This window comes from Mycobacterium sp. MOTT36Y (genome assembly GCF_000262165.1).
In the GTDB taxonomy this organism is placed as follows: Bacteria; Actinomycetota; Actinomycetes; order Mycobacteriales; family Mycobacteriaceae; genus Mycobacterium; species Mycobacterium intracellulare.
On record NC_017904.1, the window covers coordinates 3,605,347 to 3,626,107 of the forward strand.

20 protein-coding genes are annotated in these 20,761 nt (G+C 70.9%); 9 read left to right on the plus strand and 11 right to left on the minus strand.

Annotation, left to right across the window (positions count from 1 at the left end):
* The first annotated feature begins 81 nt into the window (after nt 1-81).
* The 3 genes from W7S_RS15990 to W7S_RS16000 all read left to right on the plus strand — a co-directional run bounded on the left by W7S_RS15990 (nt 82) and on the right by W7S_RS16000 (nt 3,352).
* Nucleotides 82-1,254 carry a cupin domain-containing protein gene (locus tag W7S_RS15990; protein WP_008258169.1) on the plus strand — a complete coding sequence of 391 codons (1,173 nt, stop codon included), beginning with the start codon at nt 82-84 and terminating at the stop codon, nt 1,252-1,254.
* Between the two features lie 183 nt (nt 1,255-1,437).
* Nucleotides 1,438-2,910, plus strand: coding sequence for a PPE family protein (locus tag W7S_RS15995; RefSeq protein ID WP_008258170.1), 1,473 nt, complete (start codon nt 1,438-1,440; stop codon nt 2,908-2,910).
* A 103-nt stretch (nt 2,911-3,013) separates the two neighbouring features.
* Nucleotides 3,014-3,352, plus strand: a complete 339-nt coding sequence (locus W7S_RS16000) for a hemophore-related protein (RefSeq protein ID WP_008258171.1) — start codon at nt 3,014-3,016, stop codon at nt 3,350-3,352.
* Between the two features lie 91 nt (nt 3,353-3,443).
* Here the strand turns inward: W7S_RS16000 and W7S_RS16005 are convergent, their stop codons facing one another.
* The 4 genes from W7S_RS16005 to W7S_RS16020 all read right to left on the minus strand — a co-directional run bounded on the left by W7S_RS16005 (nt 3,444) and on the right by W7S_RS16020 (nt 6,443).
* Nucleotides 3,444-3,914 carry a PH domain-containing protein gene (locus W7S_RS16005; protein WP_008258172.1) on the minus strand — a complete coding sequence of 157 codons (471 nt, stop codon included), beginning with the start codon at nt 3,912-3,914 and terminating at the stop codon, nt 3,444-3,446.
* Nucleotides 3,911-4,393 (minus strand): 6,7-dimethyl-8-ribityllumazine synthase, encoded by a 483-nt coding sequence (gene ribH, locus W7S_RS16010; RefSeq protein WP_008258173.1) that lies wholly within the window; start codon nt 4,391-4,393, stop codon nt 3,911-3,913. Before ribH ends, W7S_RS16005 begins: the two co-directional genes overlap by 4 nt.
* Before the next feature lie 49 nt (nt 4,394-4,442).
* Complete coding sequence (locus W7S_RS16015) at nt 4,443-5,720, minus strand: bifunctional 3,4-dihydroxy-2-butanone-4-phosphate synthase/GTP cyclohydrolase II (protein WP_008258174.1); 1,278 nt, start codon at nt 5,718-5,720, stop codon at nt 4,443-4,445.
* 123 nt (nt 5,721-5,843) lie between these two features.
* The gene (locus W7S_RS16020) at nt 5,844-6,443 is read right to left on the minus strand and encodes a riboflavin synthase (protein WP_008258175.1); all 600 of its coding nucleotides are present in this window, start codon (nt 6,441-6,443) and stop codon (nt 5,844-5,846) included.
* 118 nt (nt 6,444-6,561) lie between these two features.
* Between W7S_RS16020 and W7S_RS16025 the strand changes: the two genes are divergently transcribed.
* Together W7S_RS16025 and W7S_RS16030 are read left to right on the plus strand one after the other, a co-directional pair.
* Entirely contained in the window at nt 6,562-7,269 is a 708-nt protein-coding gene (locus tag W7S_RS16025) for an LppX_LprAFG lipoprotein (RefSeq protein ID WP_008258177.1), read from the plus strand.
* Nucleotides 7,266-8,822, plus strand: a complete 1,557-nt coding sequence (locus tag W7S_RS16030; protein ID WP_008258179.1) for an MFS transporter — start codon at nt 7,266-7,268, stop codon at nt 8,820-8,822. Before W7S_RS16025 ends, W7S_RS16030 begins: the two co-directional genes overlap by 4 nt.
* On the opposite strand, the gene ribD is transcribed toward W7S_RS16030, so the two are convergent.
* The 4 genes from ribD to fmt all read right to left on the minus strand — a co-directional run bounded on the left by ribD (nt 8,819) and on the right by fmt (nt 13,136).
* Nucleotides 8,819-9,844, minus strand: a complete 1,026-nt coding sequence (gene ribD / locus W7S_RS16035; RefSeq protein WP_008258181.1) for a bifunctional diaminohydroxyphosphoribosylaminopyrimidine deaminase/5-amino-6-(5-phosphoribosylamino)uracil reductase RibD — start codon at nt 9,842-9,844, stop codon at nt 8,819-8,821. The genes W7S_RS16030 and ribD overlap by 4 nt on opposite strands.
* Nucleotides 9,841-10,548, minus strand: a complete 708-nt coding sequence (rpe, locus tag W7S_RS16040) for a ribulose-phosphate 3-epimerase (protein WP_085976506.1) — start codon at nt 10,546-10,548, stop codon at nt 9,841-9,843. The genes ribD and rpe overlap by 4 nt, the downstream gene beginning before the upstream one ends.
* Before the next feature lie 210 nt (nt 10,549-10,758).
* Nucleotides 10,759-12,201, minus strand: coding sequence for a 16S rRNA m5C967 methyltransferase (locus W7S_RS16045; protein ID WP_008258183.1), 1,443 nt, complete (start codon nt 12,199-12,201; stop codon nt 10,759-10,761).
* A complete protein-coding gene (fmt, locus tag W7S_RS16050) occupies nt 12,198-13,136 on the minus strand; it encodes a methionyl-tRNA formyltransferase (RefSeq protein ID WP_008258184.1) in 939 nt (312 codons plus the stop codon). Before fmt ends, W7S_RS16045 begins: the two co-directional genes overlap by 4 nt.
* A 176-nt stretch (nt 13,137-13,312) precedes the next feature.
* Here fmt and W7S_RS16055 point away from each other — a divergent pair, with 176 nt between their 5' ends.
* On the plus strand, nt 13,313-14,140 hold the full coding sequence (locus W7S_RS16055; protein WP_008258185.1) for a class I SAM-dependent methyltransferase: 828 nt from the start codon (nt 13,313-13,315) through the stop codon (nt 14,138-14,140).
* 18 nt (nt 14,141-14,158) lie between these two features.
* On the opposite strand, the gene W7S_RS16060 is transcribed toward W7S_RS16055, so the two are convergent.
* The 3 genes from W7S_RS16060 to W7S_RS16070 all read right to left on the minus strand — a co-directional run bounded on the left by W7S_RS16060 (nt 14,159) and on the right by W7S_RS16070 (nt 17,636).
* On the minus strand, nt 14,159-14,644 hold the full coding sequence (locus W7S_RS16060; RefSeq protein WP_008258186.1) for a MarR family winged helix-turn-helix transcriptional regulator: 486 nt from the start codon (nt 14,642-14,644) through the stop codon (nt 14,159-14,161).
* Nucleotides 14,645-14,772: 128 nt separating this feature from the next.
* Complete coding sequence (locus W7S_RS16065; protein ID WP_179300149.1) at nt 14,773-16,785, minus strand: primosomal protein N'; 2,013 nt, start codon at nt 16,783-16,785, stop codon at nt 14,773-14,775.
* A gap of 80 nt (nt 16,786-16,865) precedes the next feature.
* Nucleotides 16,866-17,636: a lysoplasmalogenase gene (locus tag W7S_RS16070; RefSeq protein WP_036429014.1), complete on the minus strand. Its 771-nt coding sequence runs from the start codon at nt 17,634-17,636 to the stop codon at nt 16,866-16,868.
* On the opposite strand from W7S_RS16070, the gene W7S_RS16075 reads away from it, so the two are divergent.
* Genes W7S_RS16075 through W7S_RS16085 form a run of 3 tightly spaced genes read left to right on the plus strand, consistent with a single transcriptional unit; the run spans nt 17,635 to nt 20,721 of the window.
* Nucleotides 17,635-18,600: an alpha/beta hydrolase gene (locus W7S_RS16075; RefSeq protein ID WP_008258189.1), complete on the plus strand. Its 966-nt coding sequence runs from the start codon at nt 17,635-17,637 to the stop codon at nt 18,598-18,600. The two genes, W7S_RS16070 and W7S_RS16075, sit on opposite strands and share 2 nt — an antisense overlap.
* A 46-nt stretch (nt 18,601-18,646) precedes the next feature.
* The gene (locus W7S_RS16080; RefSeq protein WP_036429282.1) at nt 18,647-20,134 is read left to right on the plus strand and encodes an NAD(P)/FAD-dependent oxidoreductase; all 1,488 of its coding nucleotides are present in this window, start codon (nt 18,647-18,649) and stop codon (nt 20,132-20,134) included.
* Nucleotides 20,135-20,154: 20 nt separating this feature from the next.
* Complete coding sequence (locus W7S_RS16085) at nt 20,155-20,721, plus strand: pyridoxamine 5'-phosphate oxidase family protein (protein ID WP_008258191.1); 567 nt, start codon at nt 20,155-20,157, stop codon at nt 20,719-20,721.
* Nucleotides 20,722-20,761 lie beyond the last annotated feature (40 nt).

Below are 20,761 nucleotides of genomic sequence, written 5' to 3' on the forward strand. Positions count from 1 at the left end.
ACGACGTGCCGAGAAAGGCGGGTGCCGGTCTACTGTGGTGCCCACGAACGTTGGGGAGGCCGGGAAGGGTTGGGAGGAACAGTGGCCGCCGAGTCCTCGCTCGCCTGGTTGCTGCGGCCGGTTTCGGTCGAGGCGTTCCTCGACGAGATCTGGGCGATCAGGCACCACCACATCCAGCGCGGCGAGCCGGGCTACTTCGACGGCCTGCTGCCCGCGGCCGACGAACTCCTCGAGCAGATGCGAGCGGAGCCGTCGGCCGTGCGGCTGGTGAAGGGCGGCCAGGACAGGGATCCGGCGAGCTATCGCCGCGGCGACGGCAGCCTCGACCCGGACCGCGCCCGCGAGGGCCTGGCCGACGGGTACACCATCGTGCTGAACGGCCTCGAGCGGTACCTGCGCACGGTCGCCACGCTGTCGCATTCCCTCGAGGTCGAGCTGAACTTCCCGACGCGGGTCAACGCCTACGTCACGCCGCCCGACGCCACCGGCTTTGCCCCGCACTACGACCCGCACGACGTGCTGGTCCTGCAGATCCGGGGATCCAAGACGTGGCATGTGTCCACCGGCGCCCCCGTGCCGCCACACGAGATCGAAAGCCGCAAGGGCGTCGGGACGGACGGGCCCGCGGCGGCGACCGACGTGTGCCTGCGCGCCGGCGACGTGCTGTATCTGCCACGCGGCCAAGTGCATTCGGCCGAAACGCGCTCGGAGCCATCCGTCCATCTGACGATCGGGCTGCACGCACCCACCGTGCTCACGCTCGTCACGCACGCGCTCTACGCGCTGAGCTTGCGCGACCCCCGGCTGCACACCCGCCTGTCGCCGCGCCACCTGGACGACGCGGGCGCCCGCGCCGGCCTGGGAGACCTGGTGCACGACACCCTGCGCACCGTCGAGGGCCCCGACATCGTCGCCGACGGCCTCGGCGCATTGGAGGACGTCCTGGTCCGGCGCGGCCGATGCCCACCGGTCGGGCGGGTGAGCGACACGGCCGGAATCGACGCCCGGACGCTGGTGCGCAAGCACCAGCCGCTCTACGCGCGGGTGACCCGCGCCGGCGATCGCGTTGTCCTGCACTTCGCTCAGCTGTCCGTGGCCGCCGGCCTCGACCACGAGGCCGCGATGCGGTTCCTCGCGTCCAGCACCGAGCCATTCCGGGTCGGCGAACTGCCCGGCCTGAGCGCCCCGCAGCAGACGGGGTTGGTTCAGACGCTCCTGTTGAACGGGTTCCTGGCCCGGCTGTCCACTGACTGACAAATACCTTCGCATTTCCGGTGAAAGTCGGGGATCGTATCCGTATTTGCGGACACTCTGGCGATAAGCTTCATGACATGCGGACCGCTGTCCGCACCGCGGCCGCCCTCGTCACTGCCACGCGACATCGGCGCCGCAGCCTTCGAACGAATCGCAGTGTCGCAACGACGAGGGTGGCCAACGATGACGATGCCGATCTGGGCGGCCTTTCCACCGGAAGTGAATTCGGCGGCGCTCACCACCGGCCCGGGGCCCGCCTCGTTGTTGAACTCGGAGACGGTGTGGCTGAACTTGAGCGCCGAATACGACTCGGCGGCTACCGAACTCAGCGAGTTGTTGGCCGAGGTGCAGGCCGGGACGTGGCAGGGCCCCACCGCGGAGAAGTTCGTGGCCGCGCACGTGCCGTACCTGGCCTGGCTTTTGCAGAACAGCGCCAACGCCACGGCGGCGGCCCTCGAGCACGACACCGTGATCGCGGCGTACAACGCCGCGGTGGCGGCCATGCCGACACTGGCGGAGATCGCAGCCAACAAAGCCCTGAACGCCTCCCTGATAGCGACGAATTTCCTTGGTGTCAACACGATTCCGATCGCGCAAAACGAGTTCGAGTATTTGCAGATGTGGCTGCGGGCAGCCACCGCGATGGCGATGTATGAAGCGGTGTCCCAGACCGCGATGACGTGGGTCCCGCCCACCGCGCCACCCCCGCCGATCCAGCTGACCAACCCCCCGAACCAAGATGCGGGCGGGGGGGCAAATCAGCTGAGCTGGTGGGTAGATCGCGTGCAGATGGTCGCCCAAGAACTCACCACGGACCTGAACCAGCCTGGGTCCAACCCGTCCACGGCCATCCACAGCCTGCTGACTGACCCGCTACTCCTCAAGGTTCCGCACTGGGCGGGCGAGTCGCTTTACACCTTCATTCCCCAAGTGCCGCAGTTGACTCAGCTCTCGGTCGGGCTGATCGTCCCCTTCCTCCCCGTCGCCGGGGCGGCCGGCCTGGCGGGGCTGGCCGGGCTGGCCGGCGTCGCGCCGCCCGCGCCCACCCTGCCCGGTGCGGCGGCCGCGCCGGCGCCGTCCCACACGGGCGCGCCCGTCGCGATGGCGCCCGGCCTGAGCGCCCCGGCCCCGGCCGCAACACCGGCCGCGGCGCCCGCGCCCGCACCGGCGACGGCCCCGGCGTCCGCCGCGGCGCCCGCGGCGCCACCCGCGACCGCCGTCGCCGGCTTCGATTACCCCTACGTCGTCGGCCCGCCGGGCATCGGCGCCGGTGCGAACCTCGCGGCCGGCGCGCGGTCCCAGCAGAGATCGGCCGAACCCGGCACCGCGGCCGCGGCGACCGCCCCGGCCCGGCGGGAACAGGCCCGCCGCCGGCGCCGCCAGCGGCCCGGCCTGATCGACCCCGGCCGCCGCCACGAATACCTCGACGCCGACCCGGAGCTCGATGCCGCCGGCAAAACCACGGCGACGGCCTCGGACCGGGGGGCGGGGCCCCTGGGGTTCGCCGGCACCGCCCGCGGGCCCGATGCGGCCCCAGTGGGGTTGACCACAATCGGCGCCGATTCCTTGGACGACGGACCCCGGATGCCGCTGCTACCGAGCAGCTGGGGCCCCGAAAGCGAGGGGGCGGAACCGGGGCAGACGGACGTCCCCTGAGCGGCCCGTACGCGTTGCCGGCGGTTTGGGCGGCGCCGGTTCTGGCTACCAAGCCTCTAACTCAACGTTAGAGTGGGGGCACAGCAATGGAGGGAGTCCGTAAATGATGAAGCGCTCGTGGGCCAAACTGGCCGTCACCGTCGGCGGCCTGGCTTTGGCGTCGACCGCTGGGGCCGGGGTCGCATCGGCCAGCCCCGATTACGGTCCGATGATCAACACGACCTGTAGCTACGACCAGGCGATGCGGGCCGTACACGCGGAGAACCCGATGGCCGCCCAGTACCTCGACCAGTCGCCGCCGAACCAGCAGTTTTTGCAGCAGTACCTGGCGTCGTCGCCCGATCAGCGCGTGAACCTGCTGCACGCGATCGAGCACAACCAGGGGGCCCAGCAGGCCCTGCCGATTTTCCAGCAGATGATGACGGACTGCACCCGATACTGAGTGCCTCCGATACGGGTCTCCGACTCAAGCGTTAGGTAGTCAGGCGGCGGGCCGCTGCGGGTACGCAGCGGCCCGCCCGCCTATACGGTGATCAGGAGGCTGGCAGGTCCGGCCGATAGCGCGTCAGCAACGCGCGCACCGTGTCCATAGCCTCCACCGCGCGGCCCTTGTCGACGGCCTGGATGGCCATCACCGGGATGTACTCGTCGTCGGGCAAGTCGATGCGCGCCCAGCGGTGGCCCACCGGAAACGAGACATCGACGACATCGGGCCACTCGATCAGCTTGTCTCCCAGCAGGTTTCGCACCGATACGCCCGACGGCCCGACCCGCAGCCGGGGGCGGGCGAACAACAGCACGATGCCGGCGATGACCAGCCCCAGCACCGCGATCGCCACCTGGTCGGAAGTCTGAAAAACCACGCCGGTCGATCTCGCCTTGAGCAACAGCCCCACCACGATGTGCGCGCCGGCGATGAGCACCGCAGCCCCATAGGCGAACAGCGGCGTGCGGTGGGGACGCAACACCGCATCCCAGGTCTCGCGGTCGGGAGGCTCAGTCACGACCGAGCGCGCAACTCACGCAGGGTCAGCGCGGTGGTCAGGGCCGCCAACGTGGCTTGGGCCCCTTTGTCCTCGGCCGATTCCGGAAGGCCGGCGCGGTCCAGTGCCTGCTGCTCGGTGTCGGTGGTCAGCACCCCGTTGGCCACCGGTGTGGAAGTGTCCAGCGACACCCGGGTCAGGCCTTGGGTCACCGCATCGCAGACGTATTCGAAATGCGGTGTCTGCCCACGGATCACGACGCCCAGCGCGACGACGGCGTCGTGGTTGCGGGCAAGCTCCTGGGCCACCACCGGAATCTCGATCGCGCCGATCACCCGGACCACCGTCGGATCGTCGACACCCGATTCCGAGGCCACCTTGCTGGCACCCGCCAGCAGTGCGTCGCAGATCTCGCTGTGCCAGGTACTCGCAACGAGGGCCAGTCGCAGGCCGGACGCATCGAGCGGGGGAACCTCCGGCACCCCCTCGGCGGGGCTCATGGGCGCCGCTCCTGCGCATCACTTCGTTCTGCATCGTCGCCGGGGTGGCTCACAAAGCACCACCGAATTCACCTGGCAGGTGGACGGATTCGTGAAAGTCGTCCAGCCCGGCCAGGTCGTGGCCCATCTTGTCCCGCTTGGTCATCAGGTAACGGATGTTCTCCGCGTTGGCGCGCACGGGAAGCGGCACCCGCTCGATGATGTGCAGACCGTACCCGTCCAGCCCGACGCGCTTGGCCGGGTTGTTGGTCAACAGCCGCATCGAGCGCACGCCGAGGTCTACCAGGATCTGCGCGCCGATCCCGTAATCCCTTGCGTCGGCGGGCAATCCGAGCTTGAGGTTGGCGTCGACGGTGTCCTCGCCGGCGTCCTGCAGCTGATAGGCCTGCAGTTTGTGCATCAGGCCGATGCCGCGGCCCTCGTGGCCGCGCATGTAGAGCACGATGCCGCGTCCCTCGCGGGCGACCATCGCCATGGCGGCGTCCAGCTGCGGCCCGCAGTCGCAGCGGCGGGAACCGAAGACGTCACCGGTCAGGCACTCGGAGTGCACGCGCACCAGCACGTCGTCGCCGTCGGAGTCCGGCCCGGCGATCTCGCCGCGCACCAGCGCGACGTGTTCGACTTCCTCGTAGATGCTGGCGTAGCCGATGGCACGAAACTCGCCGTGCCGAGTCGGGATCCGGGCCTCGGCGATGCGGGCGATGTGCTTCTCGTGCTTGCGCCGCCACTCGATCAGGTCGGCGATGGTGATCATGGCGAGGTCGTGTTCGTCGGCGAACACCCGCAGCTCGTCGGTCTGCGCCATCGAACCTTCGTCCTTCTGGCTGACGATCTCGCAGATGGCGCCCGCGGGCTGCAGGCCGGCCATCCGGGCCAGGTCGACCGCGGCCTCGGTGTGACCGGGCCGGCGCAGCACGCCACCGTCCTTGGCGCGCAACGGAACCACGTGACCGGGGCGGGTGAAATCGTCGGCGACGCTGATGGGATTGGCGAGCAGCCGCATCGTCGTGGCGCGGTCGGATGCCGAAATGCCGGTTCCCACACCATCTTTCGCGTCCACCGTGACGGTGTAGGCGGTGCCGTGCTTGTCCTGGTTCACGGCGTACATCGGCAGCAGCCCCAGGCGGTCGCAGATCGCCCCGTCCAGCGGCACACACAGATATCCCGAGGTATAGCGCACCATGAACGCCACCATCTCCGGCGTCGCCTTCTCGGCGGCGAAGATCAGATCGCCCTCGTTCTCGCGGTCCTCGTCGTCAATGACGATGACGGCCTTGCCGGCCGCAATGTCGGCAACCGCCCTCTCGACGGAGTCCAACCTCGTCATCCCTGCTACCTCGCCGTCCCCGCTTTTCCGAGGGGGAACACTGTCAAAACGGCCCACACGAGAAGCCCACGTGTTGCATTCAGTATGAACCACGCCGGCGGCGCCGTTATTGCGACGGCTTGATCAGCGGGACATCAACCGCTCGACGTATTTCGCGATCACGTCGACTTCGAGGTTCACCTGCGTCCCGATCGGGGCCTGGCCCAGGGTGGTCAGTTCGCGGGTGGTGGGAATCAACGAGACCTCGAACCAGTCGCGCGGGTCACTGCCGAGCCCGGACACCGTCAACGAGATCCCGTCGACGGTGATCGACCCCTTCTCCACGACGTAGCGGGCCACCTCCGCGGGGATCTCGATGCGCACGACCTCCCAGTGCTCGGACGGCGAGCGGGCCACGATCTGCCCCGTCCCGTCGACGTGGCCCTGCACGATGTGCCCGCCCAGCCGGCTGTTGACGGCCGCGGCGCGCTCCAGGTTCACCCGGCTGCCGACCTGCAATGCGCCGAGGTTGGACCGGTCCAGCGTTTCGCCCATCACGTCGGCGGTGAACAGCCCGCCGGGCAGCAGCTCGGCGACGGTCAGGCACACGCCGTTGACGGCGATCGAGTCGCCATGGCCCGCGTCGGCGGTCACGACGGCTCCGCGGATCGTCAGCCGCGCCGCGTCGGAAAGGACGTCGCGACCCGTCACCTCCCCGAGTTCCTCGACAATTCCGGTAAACATCCCCTAAGGCTAATTGGCCCGCCCGTACGCGGATGAGCAGGGCAAACACTACCGCGCGGGCGACACCGGGGCCCCGCGTTCACCAGGGCAGTCACCGGCACCCTCTACGATGCGAAGTATGCAGACCCGCCGCCGTCTATCGGCCGTCCTCGCATCCCTGACCCTCGCCACCGCCTTGATCGCCGGCTGCTCGTCGGGCTCAAAGCAGAGCGGCGCACCACTGCCCGACGGCACGACCTTGGTCAAGCAGTCGGCCGACGCCACCAAGAAAGTGCAGAGCGCGCACATCGCGCTGAGCATCCAGGGCAAGATCCCCGGGCTCCCCATCAAGACGCTCAACGGCGACCTCACCACGGCACCGGCCACCGCCGCGTCGGGCAACGCCACCATCACCTTGGGCGGCTCCGACATCGACGCCAACTTCGTGGTCGTCGACGGGACCCTGTACGCCACGCTGACCCCCAACAAGTGGAGCGATTTCGGCAAGGCGTCCGACATCTACGACGTGTCGGTGCTGCTGAACCCGGACAGCGGGCTGGGCAACGCGCTGGCGAACTTCAGCGACGCCAAGGCCGAGGGCCGCGAGACCATCGACGGGCAGAGCACCATCAAGGTCAGCGGCAACGTCTCGGCCGACGCGGTGAACAAGATCGTGCCGCAGTTCAACGCGACCCAGCGGGTCCCGAGCACGGTGTGGATCCAGGAGTCCGGTGACCACCAGCTGGTGCGCGCCAACCTGGAGAAGAGTTCGGGCAATTCCGCCGAGGTCACCCTGTCGAAGTGGGGCGAGCAGGTTCAGGTCACCAAGCCCCCGGTGAGCTCGTGACCACACAAACCGGGCGCCGCGTCGCGATCAGCGCCGGCAGCCTGGCGGTTCTGCTGGGCGCCCTGGACGCCTATGTCGTCGTGACGATCATGCGCGACATCATGAGCGACGTTCACATCCCCATCAATCAGCTGCAGCGCATCACGTGGATCATCACGATGTACCTGCTGGGCTACATCGCCGCCATGCCGCTGCTGGGCCGGGCGTCCGACCGGTTCGGCCGCAAGCTGGTGCTGCAGGTCAGCCTGGCGCTGTTCATGGTCGGCTCGGTGGTCACCGCGCTGGCCGGTCATTGGGGCGATTTCCACCTGCTGGTCGGCGGCCGCACGATCCAGGGTGTGGCCAGCGGCGCGCTGCTGCCGGTCACCCTCGCCCTGGGCGCCGACCTGTGGGCCCAGCGCAACCGCGCCGGCGTGCTCGGCGGCATCGGCGCCGCCCAGGAACTCGGCAGCGTGCTGGGCCCGCTGTACGGGATCTTCATCGTCTTCCTGTTCCACGACTGGCGCTACGTGTTCTGGATCAACGTCCCGCTGACCCTCATCGCGATGGTGATGATCCAGTTCAGCCTGCCGTCGCACGAACGCACCGAAACGCCCGAGAAGGTCGACCTGGTCGGTGGCGTGCTGCTCGCGGTCGCGCTGGGGCTCGCCGTGATCGGCCTGTACAACCCACAGCCCGACGGCAAGCAGATCCTGCCCAGCTACGGGTTGCCGCTGGTGATCGGCGCGGCCGTGGTCGGGGTGCTGTTCCTGCTGTGGGAGCGGTTCTCCCGGACCCGGCTGATCGAACCGGCCGGCGTGCGCTTCCGGCCGTTCCTGGCCGCGCTGGGCGCCTCGTTGTTCGCGGGCGCGGCGCTGATGGTGACCCTGGTCGACGTCGAGCTGTTCGGCCAGGGAGTGCTGGGGCAGACCCAGACGCAGGCCGCCGGGCTGTTGCTGTGGTTTTTGATCGCGCTGCCGATCGGGGCGGTGCTGGGCGGGTGGATCGCCACCCGCGTCGGCGACCGGGCGGTGACCTTCGTCGGGCTGCTCATCGCGGCGTACGGGTACTGGCTGATCCATTACTGGCGCCAGGACGTGATGAGCCAGAAACACAACATCCTGGGGCTGCTCAACGTCCCGGTGCTGCACGCCGACCTGCTGGTGGCGGGCTTCGGCCTCGGACTGGTGATCGGGCCGCTGACGTCGGCCGCGCTGCGCGTCGTCCCGTCGGCCCAGCACGGCATCGCCTCGGCGGCCGTGGTGGTGGCCCGGATGACGGGCATGCTGATCGGGGTGGCCGCGCTCAGCGCGTGGGGCCTGTACCGGTTCAACCAGATCGTGGCGGGCCTGACGGCCGCGATCCCGCCTGACGCCACCCTGTTGGAGCGGATCGCCGCGCAGGGAACGATGTACCTCAAGGCGTTCGCCATGATGTACGGCGACATCTTCGCGGCCACCGTCGTGATCTGCATCGCGGGCGCGCTGCTGGGTCTACTGATCGGCGGCCGCAATGAACACGCCGAGGAACCGGAAATCCCTGAGCCGCAAGAAGTTTCGCTGAGCGAGCGCTAGGCGCTGCGCGGCACCAGGCTGAGTACCACGTCGGGTCCCACCCGATCGATTCCGTCGAACTGCCAGCGCAACGCCCGCGCGATCGTCGACACACCGACGTCGTCGACCGCGGTGACCGGTCCCCCCAACAGGGTCGGCGCGACGTAGGCGAGGATTCGGTCCACCGCCCCGGCCCGCAGGAAGGCGCCCGCCAGGGTCGGGCCGCCCTCCAACAGCACGTCGGTGCGGTCCGACACGGCCTTGAGCACCTCGGCGGGGTCGTGTGTCCGGATCAGCATGGTTCGCGAATCGTCGTTGAGAACCTTTGCCTCCGAAGGTATTTCGCGCATCCCCACGACGACCCGCAGCGGCTGTCGCGCGGCCAGCGAGCCGTCGGGCAAGCGGGCCGTCAGCGCCGGGTCGTCGGCCAGCACGGTGCCCGTGCCCACCACGATCGCGTCGCATGCCCCGCGGCGGCGGTGCAGGTCCAGCCGTGAGGCCTCGCTGGAAATCCACTGGCTGGAGCCGTCGGCGGCCGCGCTGCGGCCATCGACGCTGCTGGCGTACTTCCACGTCAGATGCGGCAGCCCGGTCCGCTGCTTGTGCAGCCACTCGCGCAGCGGCCCGCGGGCGACCTCGTCGGCCAGCACTCCGGAGCGCACCGCGACGCCCGCCTCCTCGAGCCGCGCCGCGCCCCCGGCGGCCTGCGGGTTCGGGTCGGCGACCGCGTAGACCACGGTGGCGACGTTCGCGTCCAGCAGCGCGTTCACGCACGGCGGGGTCTTGCCGTAGTGGTTGCACGGCTCGAGCGTGACCACGACGGTCCCGCCCGCGGCCAGGTCGCCGGCGCGGCGCAGCGCCAGGATCTCGGCATGATCGCCACCGGCCGGCTCGGTGCCGCCCACGCCGACCACCTCCCCGCCGGCGTCCAGGATGACCGCGCCGACCGGGGGATTCGGATACGTCGTTCCCTTGACGAGAGTGGACTGCTCGATCGCCAAGCGCATCGCGGCGTCAAGGCCGTCGCCCGGGGAAACGGTCATCGACGCCAATGCGGGGACGCGGCGGCGGCCTGACGGCGCAACGCGTCGATCGCCGTCTCCGGGTCGGCGGCGCCGTAGACGGCCGACCCGGCGACGAAGCAGTCGACGCCCGCCTCGGCGGCCTGCTCAATGGTGTCCCCGTTGATCCCGCCGTCGATTTCGACCAGGATCGTCAACTCCCCCGCGTCGATCAGCTTGCGGGCCGTGCGCACCTTGCTCAGGACCTCGGGAATGAAGCTCTGGCCGCCGAAGCCGGGCTCCACCGACATGATGAGCAGGGTGTCGAACTGCGGCAGGATCTCCAGGTACGGCTCGAGCGGCGTGCCCGGCTTCACGCTGATCCCCGCTTTGGCGCCGGCGGCGCGGATGTCGCGCGCGACGGCGATCGGATTCTGGGTGGCCTCGGCGTGGAAGGTGACGTTGTAGGCCCCCGCCTCGGCGTAGGGCGGTGCCCAGCGGTCGGGGTCCTCGATCATCAGATGGCAGTCCATCGGGATGGTGGTGGCCGCCAGCAGGCTCTCCACCACCGGCAGCCCGAGGGTCAGGTTCGGCACGAAGTGGTTGTCCATCACGTCGACGTGCAGCCAGTCGGCGCCGGTCACGGCGGCGGCCTCGTCGGCGAGCCGGGAGAAGTCAGCGGAAAGGATCGACGGTGCGATCAGGGGCCCCTTCGATGATTCCGTGTTGCCAGCCATGAGCGCCAGACTACTGAGCCGCGCGGGCCGGTTCACATCTGGCGGCGCTACCCCGCTTCGCGGCGCAGCGCGGCCGCGGCGGGGTTCTTCGTGTCGCGCCCCCGCTACCCCGCTTCGCGGCGCAGCGCGGCCGCGGCGGGGTTCGTCGTGTCGCGCCCGGCGCTACCCCGCTTCGCGGCGCAGCGCGGCCGCGGCGGGGTTCTTCGTGTCGCGCCCCCGCTACCCCGCTTCGCGGCGCAGCGCGGCCGCGAACATCGCGTCGGTGCCGTGCCGGTGCGGCCACAGCTGAACGTAAGGCCCGTCGCCCAGGTGGTCGACGGGCTCGAACAACGGCCGGGTGTCCAGCGCGCTCACCGGATGGCGGCGCAGCGCGTCGGCGACCACCCCGACGGTTTCGGCCAGGTGCGGCGAACAGGTGGCGTAGAGCACCACACCCCCGGGACGGGTCAGCGCGATCGCGGCGCCCAGCAACTCGCGCTGCAGCTTGGCCAGTGCCGGCACGTCGGACGGTTGACGGCGCCACCGGGCCTCGGGCCGGCGGCGCAAGGCCCCCAGCCCGGTGCAGGGCACGTCGACGAGCACCCGGTCGAACGCCGGCTCGAGGTCGGTGTGCCGGCCGTCGACCCGCAGCACGTCGACCGGCAGGCCGCGGGTGTTCTCGGTCACTAGGTCGGCGCGGCGCGGGGCCGGCTCCACCGCGGTGACGTGGGCCCCGGATCCCGCGCCCAGCGACGCCAGCAGCGCCGTCTTGCCGCCCGGCCCGGCGCACAGGTCGAGCCAGCGGCCGCCGTCGCGCTCGACCGGCGCCAGGGTCAGCGCGCGCGCCACCAGCTGGCTGCCCTCGTCCTGGACCAGCGCCGCACCGTCGCGCACCGGCGCCAGCCGCCCGGGATCGCCGCCCGGCAGGTACACCGCGTACGGCGAATACCGCCCGACGGTGCCGCCCACCGCGTCCGCCAGCTCGACGGCGGTCAGCGTGCCAGCGCGAGCGGCCAGATGCACCTGGGGCCGTTCGTCGTCGCTGGCGAGCACCGCGTCGAGTTCGCCCGCGGCCGCGCCCAGCGCGTCGGCGAAGGCCTGGGCGATCCACCGGGGATGGGCGTGCACGAACGCGGCGTGCCCGATCGGGTCCCGCGCCGGGTCCGGCGCCAGCTCCGCGACCCAGGATTGTTCGTCGCGCCCGGAGATGGTGCGCAGCACCCCGTTGACGAAACCCGCTCGCGCCGAGTCGAATTCGATGCCTGCCTGTTCGACGGTGGTGGACACCGCGGCGTGCGCATCGACCCGGGTGCGCAGCAACTGATACGCGCCCAGGCGCAGCAGGTCGAGCAGGACGGGGTCGATGGCTTGCGGGGCGCGCCCGGCGGCCGCGCCGATGACCGCGTCGAGCAGGCCACGGCTGCGGCACGCGCCGTACGTCAGCTCGGTGGCGAATGCGGCGTCGCGGCCGGTGATTCCGCGCTCGCGCAGCAGCGCGGGCAGCGCCAGGTTCGCGTACGCATCGCGCTCGCTGACCGCCCGTAGCACCTCGAACGCCGCTGCCCGGGCCGGGTCCAGCGGCCGGCGGGCGGGCCGCCGATCCCGCTGCGCAGGCCGGCGCTGCGGCCGGGCCGGCTGGCGGTCCGGCCGGTTGCGCTGGCGCCCGTCACGGCCGGCGCTCATGTCGCCCGCACCGCGGGGTCGAGCCGGGCGCCGCGCGCCCAGTCGACCGCGTTCATGAATTTCTTTCCGGGCGGCTGGATTTGACCCAGGCGAACCGGATCCGAACCGGTGCCGACCCAGACGCCTTTGCGATCGACGTGAATCGCGCCGGGCGGCAACGGTTCTGGCGAACCGGACGCGACGGCGGCGTCGACCGGCCCGAGTTTGACGCGCAGGTCGCCGATCACGGTCCACGCGCCGGGGTTGGGCGTGACGGCGCGAATGCGGCGTTCCACCACGAGCGCCGGCAGATCCCAGCGCACCCGGGCCTGCTCCACGGTGATCTTGGGGGCGACGCTGACCCCCTCGGCCGGCTGCGGCCGCGGCGTCAACGTCGAGTCGGCGATGCCGTCCAACGTGGTCGACAACAGCGCCGCGCCCAAAATGGCCAGTCGCTCAAGCAATTCCCCGGCGGTATCGGTCGGGCGGATCGTCTCGGTCACCACCCCGTAGATCGGGCCCGAGTCCAGGGTCGGCTCGATCTGGAACGTCGAGGCCCCCGTGATGGTGTCCCCCGCCGCGATGGCCGCCTGGACCGGCGCGGCGCCGCGCCAGGCGGGCAGCAGCGAGAAGTGCAGGTTGATCCAGCCCCGCGGGGGCACCGCCAGCAGGTCGTCGCGCAGCAGCGCGCCGTAGGCCACGACCGCGCAGCAGTCCGGCGCCAGCCGCGACAGCTCCGCGACGAATTCCGCCGAGTTGGGCCGCGACGGCCGCAGCACCGGAATGCCCCGGTCGAGCGCCTCACGGGCCACCGGCGACGGCTCCGGCTTGCCGCGTCGCCCGGCGGCGGCGTCGGGCCGGGTCAGCACCGCGATCACGTCGTGGCGTGGCGAGTCGATGAGGCGGCGCAGTGCGGGCAGCGCGGGCTCGGGAGTACCGGCGAAGACAAGGCGCACCGGCCCAGTCTAGAAAGCGCCGGAGGCCGGCCGGACCCACCCGAGGAGACCGGAATTGCGCGCGTATACTATTGCTTATGACTACTATTTCTAGTAGTCATGATCTGAGCGGCGTGAAACCGCGCGTGTCGACATCGACGTCGAAGACAACCTTTCCGTTCCCCCAAGGAGGTCTGATGACCGTCGACTCCACCATCAGCGACGCCCGAGTCGCCGCCACACACCGCACGGTTTGGGCGCTGGGCGACTACGCCCTGATGGCCGAGGAAGTGATGGCCCCGCTGGGCCCCGCCCTCGTCGAGGCCACCGGCATCGGGCCCGGCGTCCGAGTCCTCGACGTCGCCGCCGGCTCGGGCAACATCTCGCTGCCGGCCGCCGCCGCCGGCGCGGCCGTCGTCTCCACCGACCTCACCCCCGAGCTGCTCCTGCGCTCGCGGGACCGGGCCGCGGCGCAGGGCCTGACGATCGACTACCGGGAGGCCAACGCGCACGCGCTGCCGTTCGGCGACGGCGAATTCGACGTCGTCATGTCGGCGATCGGCGTGCAGTTCGCGCCCGACCAGCAACGCGCCGCCGGCGAGCTCGTCCGGGTCTGCCGGCCCGGCGGCACGATCGGCGTGATCAGCTGGACCCCGGAGGGCTTCTTCGGGCGGATGCTGGCCACCATCCGGCCCTATCGCCCGAGCCTGTCGCACCCCGTGCCGCCGGCGGCGCTGTGGGGACGGCCCGGCTACGTCACCGCGCTGCTGGGCGACCGCGTCGGCGAAATCACCACGGCGCGTGGGATGTTGGCGGTGGACCGGTTCGCCAGCGCGGAAGACGTCCACGCCTACTTCAAGCGGCACTACGGCCCGACGATCGAGGCCTACGCGAACATCGGCCACAACCGGGTGCTGGCCGCCGAGCTCGACGCCCAACTCGTCGAGCTCGCGCAGCAATACCTCGCCGACGGCACCATGGGGTGGGAGTACCTGCTGCTCACCGCCACCAAGCGGACCGACTAGGCGGGGTAGACCCGGCGGCTACAGGCCGATATCGGCGTCCAGGTGCACGTCGGGCTCGCCACCGGCCGCGGTGAACGCGGTCAGCGCCCGCACCAGCCCGTGGCGCTCGGGCGGCGGCATCTTCGCGACGATGGCCGCGATCTCGGTGCGCCGGTGCGCGGTGACCTGGTGGACGACGTCGCGTCCGCGCGTGGTCAGCGCGGCGAGCAGCTCACGGCGCGAGGTCGGGTGCGGCAGGCGGTCGATCAGTCCGGCGGCGACCAGCCGGTCCACCATCCGGCCGGTGGCCGACGGCTGCACGCCCAACAGACCCGCCAGGGTGGCCAGATTGACCGGGCCGCGGTTGGACAGGATCACCAGCGTCCGGAACTGCGCGATGGTGATGGTCTCGTCGACCTGCCCGACCGAACGGGCCGAGATCGCCATCAGCAAACGGGAGGCCGTCAGCAAAGCGTCGGTGATGACATCCAACGACTCGTCAACGGTCGCGTTGTCCGCTGTCATATCGCCCCTCCCCGGATTGTTTCCGGCCTCTCGGCGGCTAAGGAATAGAAAGTGTAGCAACCTTCGAATGTCGTAAACAGGAAATATTGCATGCACATACTGTCGCCCAGGGTAACGGTTTGTGACCGCTAGCCGATGTGCAGCGGATCGATCTGGACCCGGGCGGGCTCATGGGTTTGCCGGGCGCTGAGCACACCGACGCCGCGGCGCAGCGCGGCCGCCAGCGCCAGGCCCTGCCGGCGGGGCACGCGCACCAGCATTCTCGTCACCGCCACGCCCGCCGGGGTCCCGGCCGGGCGGCGCACGCCGGCCGGCAGGTCCACCGGCCCGAGCAGGTCGGCTTCCAGTTCGGCGAGCCGGACCTCGCCGAGCAGCGCGGTCACCGCGTCGGGCGTTCCGTCGATGGCCGCCATGTGCACGCTCGGCGGCAGGCCCACCTCGGCGCGGGCGGTCAGTTCCGCTTCCGCGTGCCCCACCGGATCCCAGCGGATCAGCGATTGCACTGTGGGAAGCGATGATTCGGCGATCACCAGCACCACGCCGCCGTCGCCGCGAGCACGCACCAGCGCGGCGGCGCTCATCCAGCGCCACAACGCGTCCTCGGCGGCGCGCAGATCCTGCCGGCCCAGCAGCGCCCACGTGTCCAACAGCAGCGCCGCCCCGTAACCACCGGACGCGCGCGGTTCGGCCCCCGGGGTGGCGACCACCAGGGCCGGTCCGGGCGCGACCTCGGGCACGACGCCATCGCCCGACGAGGTGATCACCGCCGTGCCCGGAAACGCGCGGCCGAGCTCTTCGGCGGTGCGGCGGGCCCCGACGACCACGGCGCGCACCGCGTCCGAACCGCAGCGCGCGCACCGGCGGGTCGGGTCGATCCGCCCGCACCAGCGGCAGAGCAGCGCGGCGCCCCCTTCCTGCAGCGACAGCGGCCCGGTGCAGTGCCGGCACCGGGCGATGGTGCGGCAGCGCGCACACGCCAGCGACGGGACGTATCCGCGCCGCGGCACCTGCACCAGTACCGGAGTCCCGGCCTGCAACGCCGAGCGGGCCGCGCGCAGCGCGATCGAGGGAATGCGCGCCGTGCGGGCCGCCGGGTCGCGCTCGTCGGCGTAGCCGGTGTCGTCGAGCGCGCTCACCCGCGGGGTGCGGGCGCGCACCACGGGCCGCGCCGCGACGATGTCGTGCGCCCATCCGCTGCGCACCAGCGCGTGGGCCTCCGCGGTGCGCGCGTAGCCGCCGATCAGGGCCGCGCACCGGGCCTGGTGCGCGCGCAGCATCGCCACCTCGCGGGCGTGCGGATACGGGGCCCGCGGCTCGGCCAGGCTGTCGTCGGCGTCGGCCCACACCATGACCAGGCCCAGGTCGCTCAGCGGCGCGAACACCGCGCTGCGGGTGCCGATCACCAGCCGCGCGGTGCCCCGCAGCGCCGCCAGCCAGCGGCGATACCGGGCCGCGGGGCCCAGACCCGCCGACAGGGCGACCACGCTGACCTCGTCGATCCGTGTCGTCGCCGCCCGCCACAGGGCGTCCAGGTCGCGCTGGTCGGGAACGATCGCCAGCGCGGACCGGCCGGCCCGCACCGTTTGGGCGGCGGCCTCGGCGAATCGGTCGGTCCACGGCTCGCCCGGCAGCGCCTGCCAGACGGCCCGGGCGGCCCGCGACTCGGCCAGGGCGGCCAGGAATTGAGCGCCCCGCCCGTAGCCGTCCCAGCCCGCGGGGTCGACGGGGTCCGGGATCGCCGGGCCCGGCGGGTCCCGGCTCACGACGGGCTCCCGCTCCACCCTGGCGTGGCGGGCCGGCACGGCCAGCCGCAAGACGTCGGGACGGGTGCCCGCGTAGCGCGCGGCCACCGCGTCGACCAGCCGGCGGATCTCGGGGGTGAGCACCGGTTCGGCCGACACGACGCGGTCCAGCCAGCCCAGCTTGCCCGGGTGGTCGGTGTCGGCGCGGCGCTCCAGCACGAACCCGTCGACCAGCCGGCCATGGAAACGCACCCGGACCCGCACCCCGGGCTGGGCATCGTCGGACTGCTCGGCCGACACCAGATAGTCGAACTCGCGGTCCAGGTGCGGCACGGACAGCATCGGCAGCACGCGGGCGATGGGTTCCACTTCGACCGGCGTGCGCGCGCTGGGGCTCACGGCGCCCTCGGGCCGCGAATCATGGTGCTATCCAATGCCTTTACCGTCCGGCCCGCAGCGTACCGGCGACCACCGACAGATCAGCCTTCGGCGGGCGCCGCGGCGTCCCCGCCGTCCTGGCCGGGAAGCTCGCGGCCGAAGAAGAATCCCGCCGTGATCAGGATCTGGGCCGCCGCGTACGACCACCAGATCGGCACGGCGAGCGCCTCGTTGCCCAGGATGAAGCGGCTGATCGCGATCATCGAATCCGAGGCCGCGAAACACACCGCCCCCACCGCCGTCCAGATCGTCGGCATTTTCGCCAGCAGCGCCGTGCACACCATCGCGGTCAGCACCACGATGTAGACCGTCACCGGCAACGTCAGCTTGTCCGGGCCCAGGTGCGGCCAAAACCACACCAGCAGCGCGATCGACACCAGGCACATCAGGACCACCGCGGCGATCCGGAGCGCCGCGGGCCGCTCGGCTTGCGACGACCACGACAGCGGGGGAACCAGCGGCAGCAGGGCACCGATGAAACACATGTGCGCCAACAGGAATGCCGCCAGGCCGATCTCGAAGGACAGCGTCCACCACGGGATCGCGAGCACCCAGTCGCCCAGGGCCGACAACAGCAGGGCCGGCATCAGCCACCGCCGCTCCCGTACGCATCCGTGCCCGGCGGCGGCGAGCATCAGCAGGATCGCCATCGAGGCCTTGAACGCCGGCTGCAGCACCCAGTGCCCGGTCAGCTCCATTCCGGGCGGCGAGCGCAGCGCCAGCACGGTCAGGTAGATGCCGTAGCCGAGGGCCACCCAGCCGGCCACCACCCAGGCGCCGGCCACCAGACGAGGTGCGTACGGTACGTCCATGCCCAGCTTGGATAACACAGCCGACGAGAAACCCGCGATCGACCCCATCCTGCAGAAGGTACTGGACGCGGTTCCCTTCCGGCTATCCACCGAGGACGGCATCGCCGCGGCGCGCCAGCGGTTCCGCGACCTGCCGCGCAGGCCGCTGCATCCCGAGCTGCGGGTCGAGGACCGCACGATTGCCGGCCCCGCCGGGCCGGTCGCGATCCGGATCTATTGGCCGCCAAGCCATTCCGACGGTCAAACCGGGGCGCCCGTCGTGTTGTTCTTCCATGGCGGCGGCTTCGTGATCGGCGACCTCGACACCCACGACGGCACGGCGCGCCAGCATGCCGTCGGCGCCGACGCGATCGTGGTGTCGGTCGACTACCGGCTCGCGCCCGAGCACCCCTACCCCGGCGCGGTCGAAGACGCGTGGGCGGCAACGCTTTGGGTCGCCGGGCACGCCGCCGACCTGCACGGCGACCCGGGCCGGATGGCCGTCGCCGGGGATTCGGCCGGCGGCACGATCGCCGCCGCGGTCGCGCAGCGGGCACGCGATCACGGCGGACCGGCCCTGAAATTCCAGTTGTTGTGGTACCCGTCGACCATGTGGGACGCCACGCTGCCGTCCTTCGCCGAGAACGCCACCGCGCCGATCCTCGACGTCAGGGCCGTCGCCGAGTTCTCCCGTTGGTACGCGGGCGAAGTCGACCTGTCCGACCCGCCGTCGGACATGGCGCCGGGGCGCGCGAAGGACCTGAGCAACCTGGCGCCGGCCTACATCGGCGTCGCCGGCTATGACCCGCTGCGCGACGACGGCATCCGGTACGGCGAACTGCTGGCGGCTGCCGGGGTCGCCGCCGAGGTGCACAACGCCGAGACGCTGGTGCACGGCTACCTGGGCTACGCCGGTGTGGTGCCCGCGGCCACCGCGGCGCTCGAGCGCGGCCTGGCGGCGCTGCGAACCGCCCTGCGGGGCTGAGCCCGGGGCGTACGGTGAGTTCATGACGGAGCGCACCTTCGCCCGGATGGACGGGGAAACCCCCGATTACCACACGCTGATCATCGGTGCCGGATTCTCCGGCATCGGCGCCGCCATCAACCTCGACAAGGCGGGGCTGCCCGATTACCTGGTGCTCGAGGCCGGCGACGGGGTCGGCGGCACCTGGCACTGGAACACCTATCCCGGTATCGCGGTGGACATTCCGTCGTTCTCCTACCAGTTCTCCTTCGAGCAGAGCCGGCACTGGTCGCGCACCTACGCGCCGGGCCGCGAGCTCAAGGCCTACGCCGAACACTGCGCCGACAAGTACGGCGTCCGCTCGCGGATCCGGTTCAACACCAAGGTGCAGGCGGCCGACTTCGACGACGAGCGCGGGCTGTGGCGGGTGCAGACCGACCCCGGCGGCGAAGTCACGGCGAGGTTTTTGATCAGCGCCTGCGGCGTGCTGACGGTGCCGAACCTGCCCGACATCGACGGCGTGGACTCGTTCGCCGGCGTCACGATGCACACCGCGCGGTGGGATCACGGCCAGGATTTGCGCGGCAAGCGCGTCGCGGTGATCGGCACCGGCGCGTCGGCCGTGCAGGTGATCCCCGAGATCGCGCCAATTGTCTCGTCGCTCACCGTGTTTCAGCGCACCCCGATCTGGTGTTTCCCGAAGCTGGACGTCCCGCTGCCCGCGCCGGCGCGCTGGGCGATGCGCATCCCGGGCGGCAAGGCGCTGCAGCGGCTGCTCAGCCAGGCGTACGTGGAACTGACCTTCCCGATCTCGGCGCACTACTTCACGGTGATCCCGCTGGCCAAGAGGATGGCCACGCTGGGACGCGCCTATCTGCGGCGGCAGGTCCGCGACCCGGTGGTGCGCGAGCAACTCACCCCGCGCTACGCCGTCGGCTGCAAGCGCCCCGGCTTCCACAACGGCTACCTGGCCACGTTCAACCGCGACAACGTGCGCCTGATCACCGAACCGATCGACAAGATCACGCCCGACGCGGTGGCGACCACCGACGGCGAAACCCACGAGATCGACGTGCTCATCTTGGCGACCGGCTTCAAGGTGATGGACCCCGACAGCGTCCCCACGTTCGCGGTCACGGGCAGCGGCGGTCGCTCGTTGAGCCGGTTCTGGGACGAGCACCGCTTGCAGGCCTACGAGGGCGTCACCGTTCCGGGCTTCCCCAACCTGTTCACGGTGTTCGGCCCGTACGGTTACGTCGGCTCTTCGTATTTCGCGCTCATCGAGGCGCAGACCCATCACATCGTGCGGTGCCTCAAGCGGGCGGAGCGCCTGGGCGCGACCCGCGTCGAGGTGAGCGAGGAAGCCAACGACCGCTACTTCGCCGAGATGATGCGCCGGCGGCACCGGCAGATCTTCTGGCAGGACAGTTGCCGGCTGGCCAACAGCTATTACTTCGACAAGAACGGCGACGTGCCGCTGCGGCCGGGCACCACCCCGGAGGTGTACTGGCGCAGCCGGCGATTCGATCTGGACGACTACCGCTTCACCGGCTAGCTAGCGGTTACGCTGCACGGGTGGCGAAGGAATTTGACAGCATCGACGAGTCGCTGCGCGACTTCATCCGCGAACAGGCCGTGTTCTTCGTCGCCACCGCGCCCTCCGAGGGAGGACGAATCAACATGTCCCCCAAGGGATATTGCGACACGTTCGCGGTGCTCGACGAGCGCACCGTGGCCTACCTGGACCTGTTCGGCAGCGGCGTGGAGACCATCGCCCATCTGCGCGACAACGGCCGCATCACTGTCATGTTCTGCTCGTTCACCCGCAACTCGCGGATCCTGCGGCTGTTCGGCACTGGGCGGGTGATCCGGCCCGACGACGCCGAATTCACCGATCTCATCACGCATTTCGGTGACCGGCATGCGGGGATCCGCGCCATCATCGTGGTCGATGTGGAGCGGATCGCCGACGCGTGCGGATTCGCGGTGCCCTACTACGAGCTGGTCGACGAGCGACCGGTCCTCAACGCGTATCACCACAAGGCGCCCGACGAGGCCTACACCCGGCTGATCAACCGCAACCGGCGCAGCATCGACGGGCTGCCCGCGCTCGATTCCGACCACCCGGGTCCACCGCGGTGACCCGTCGAACGTGACACTGTGGTCACGCTCGGCGCCGAAC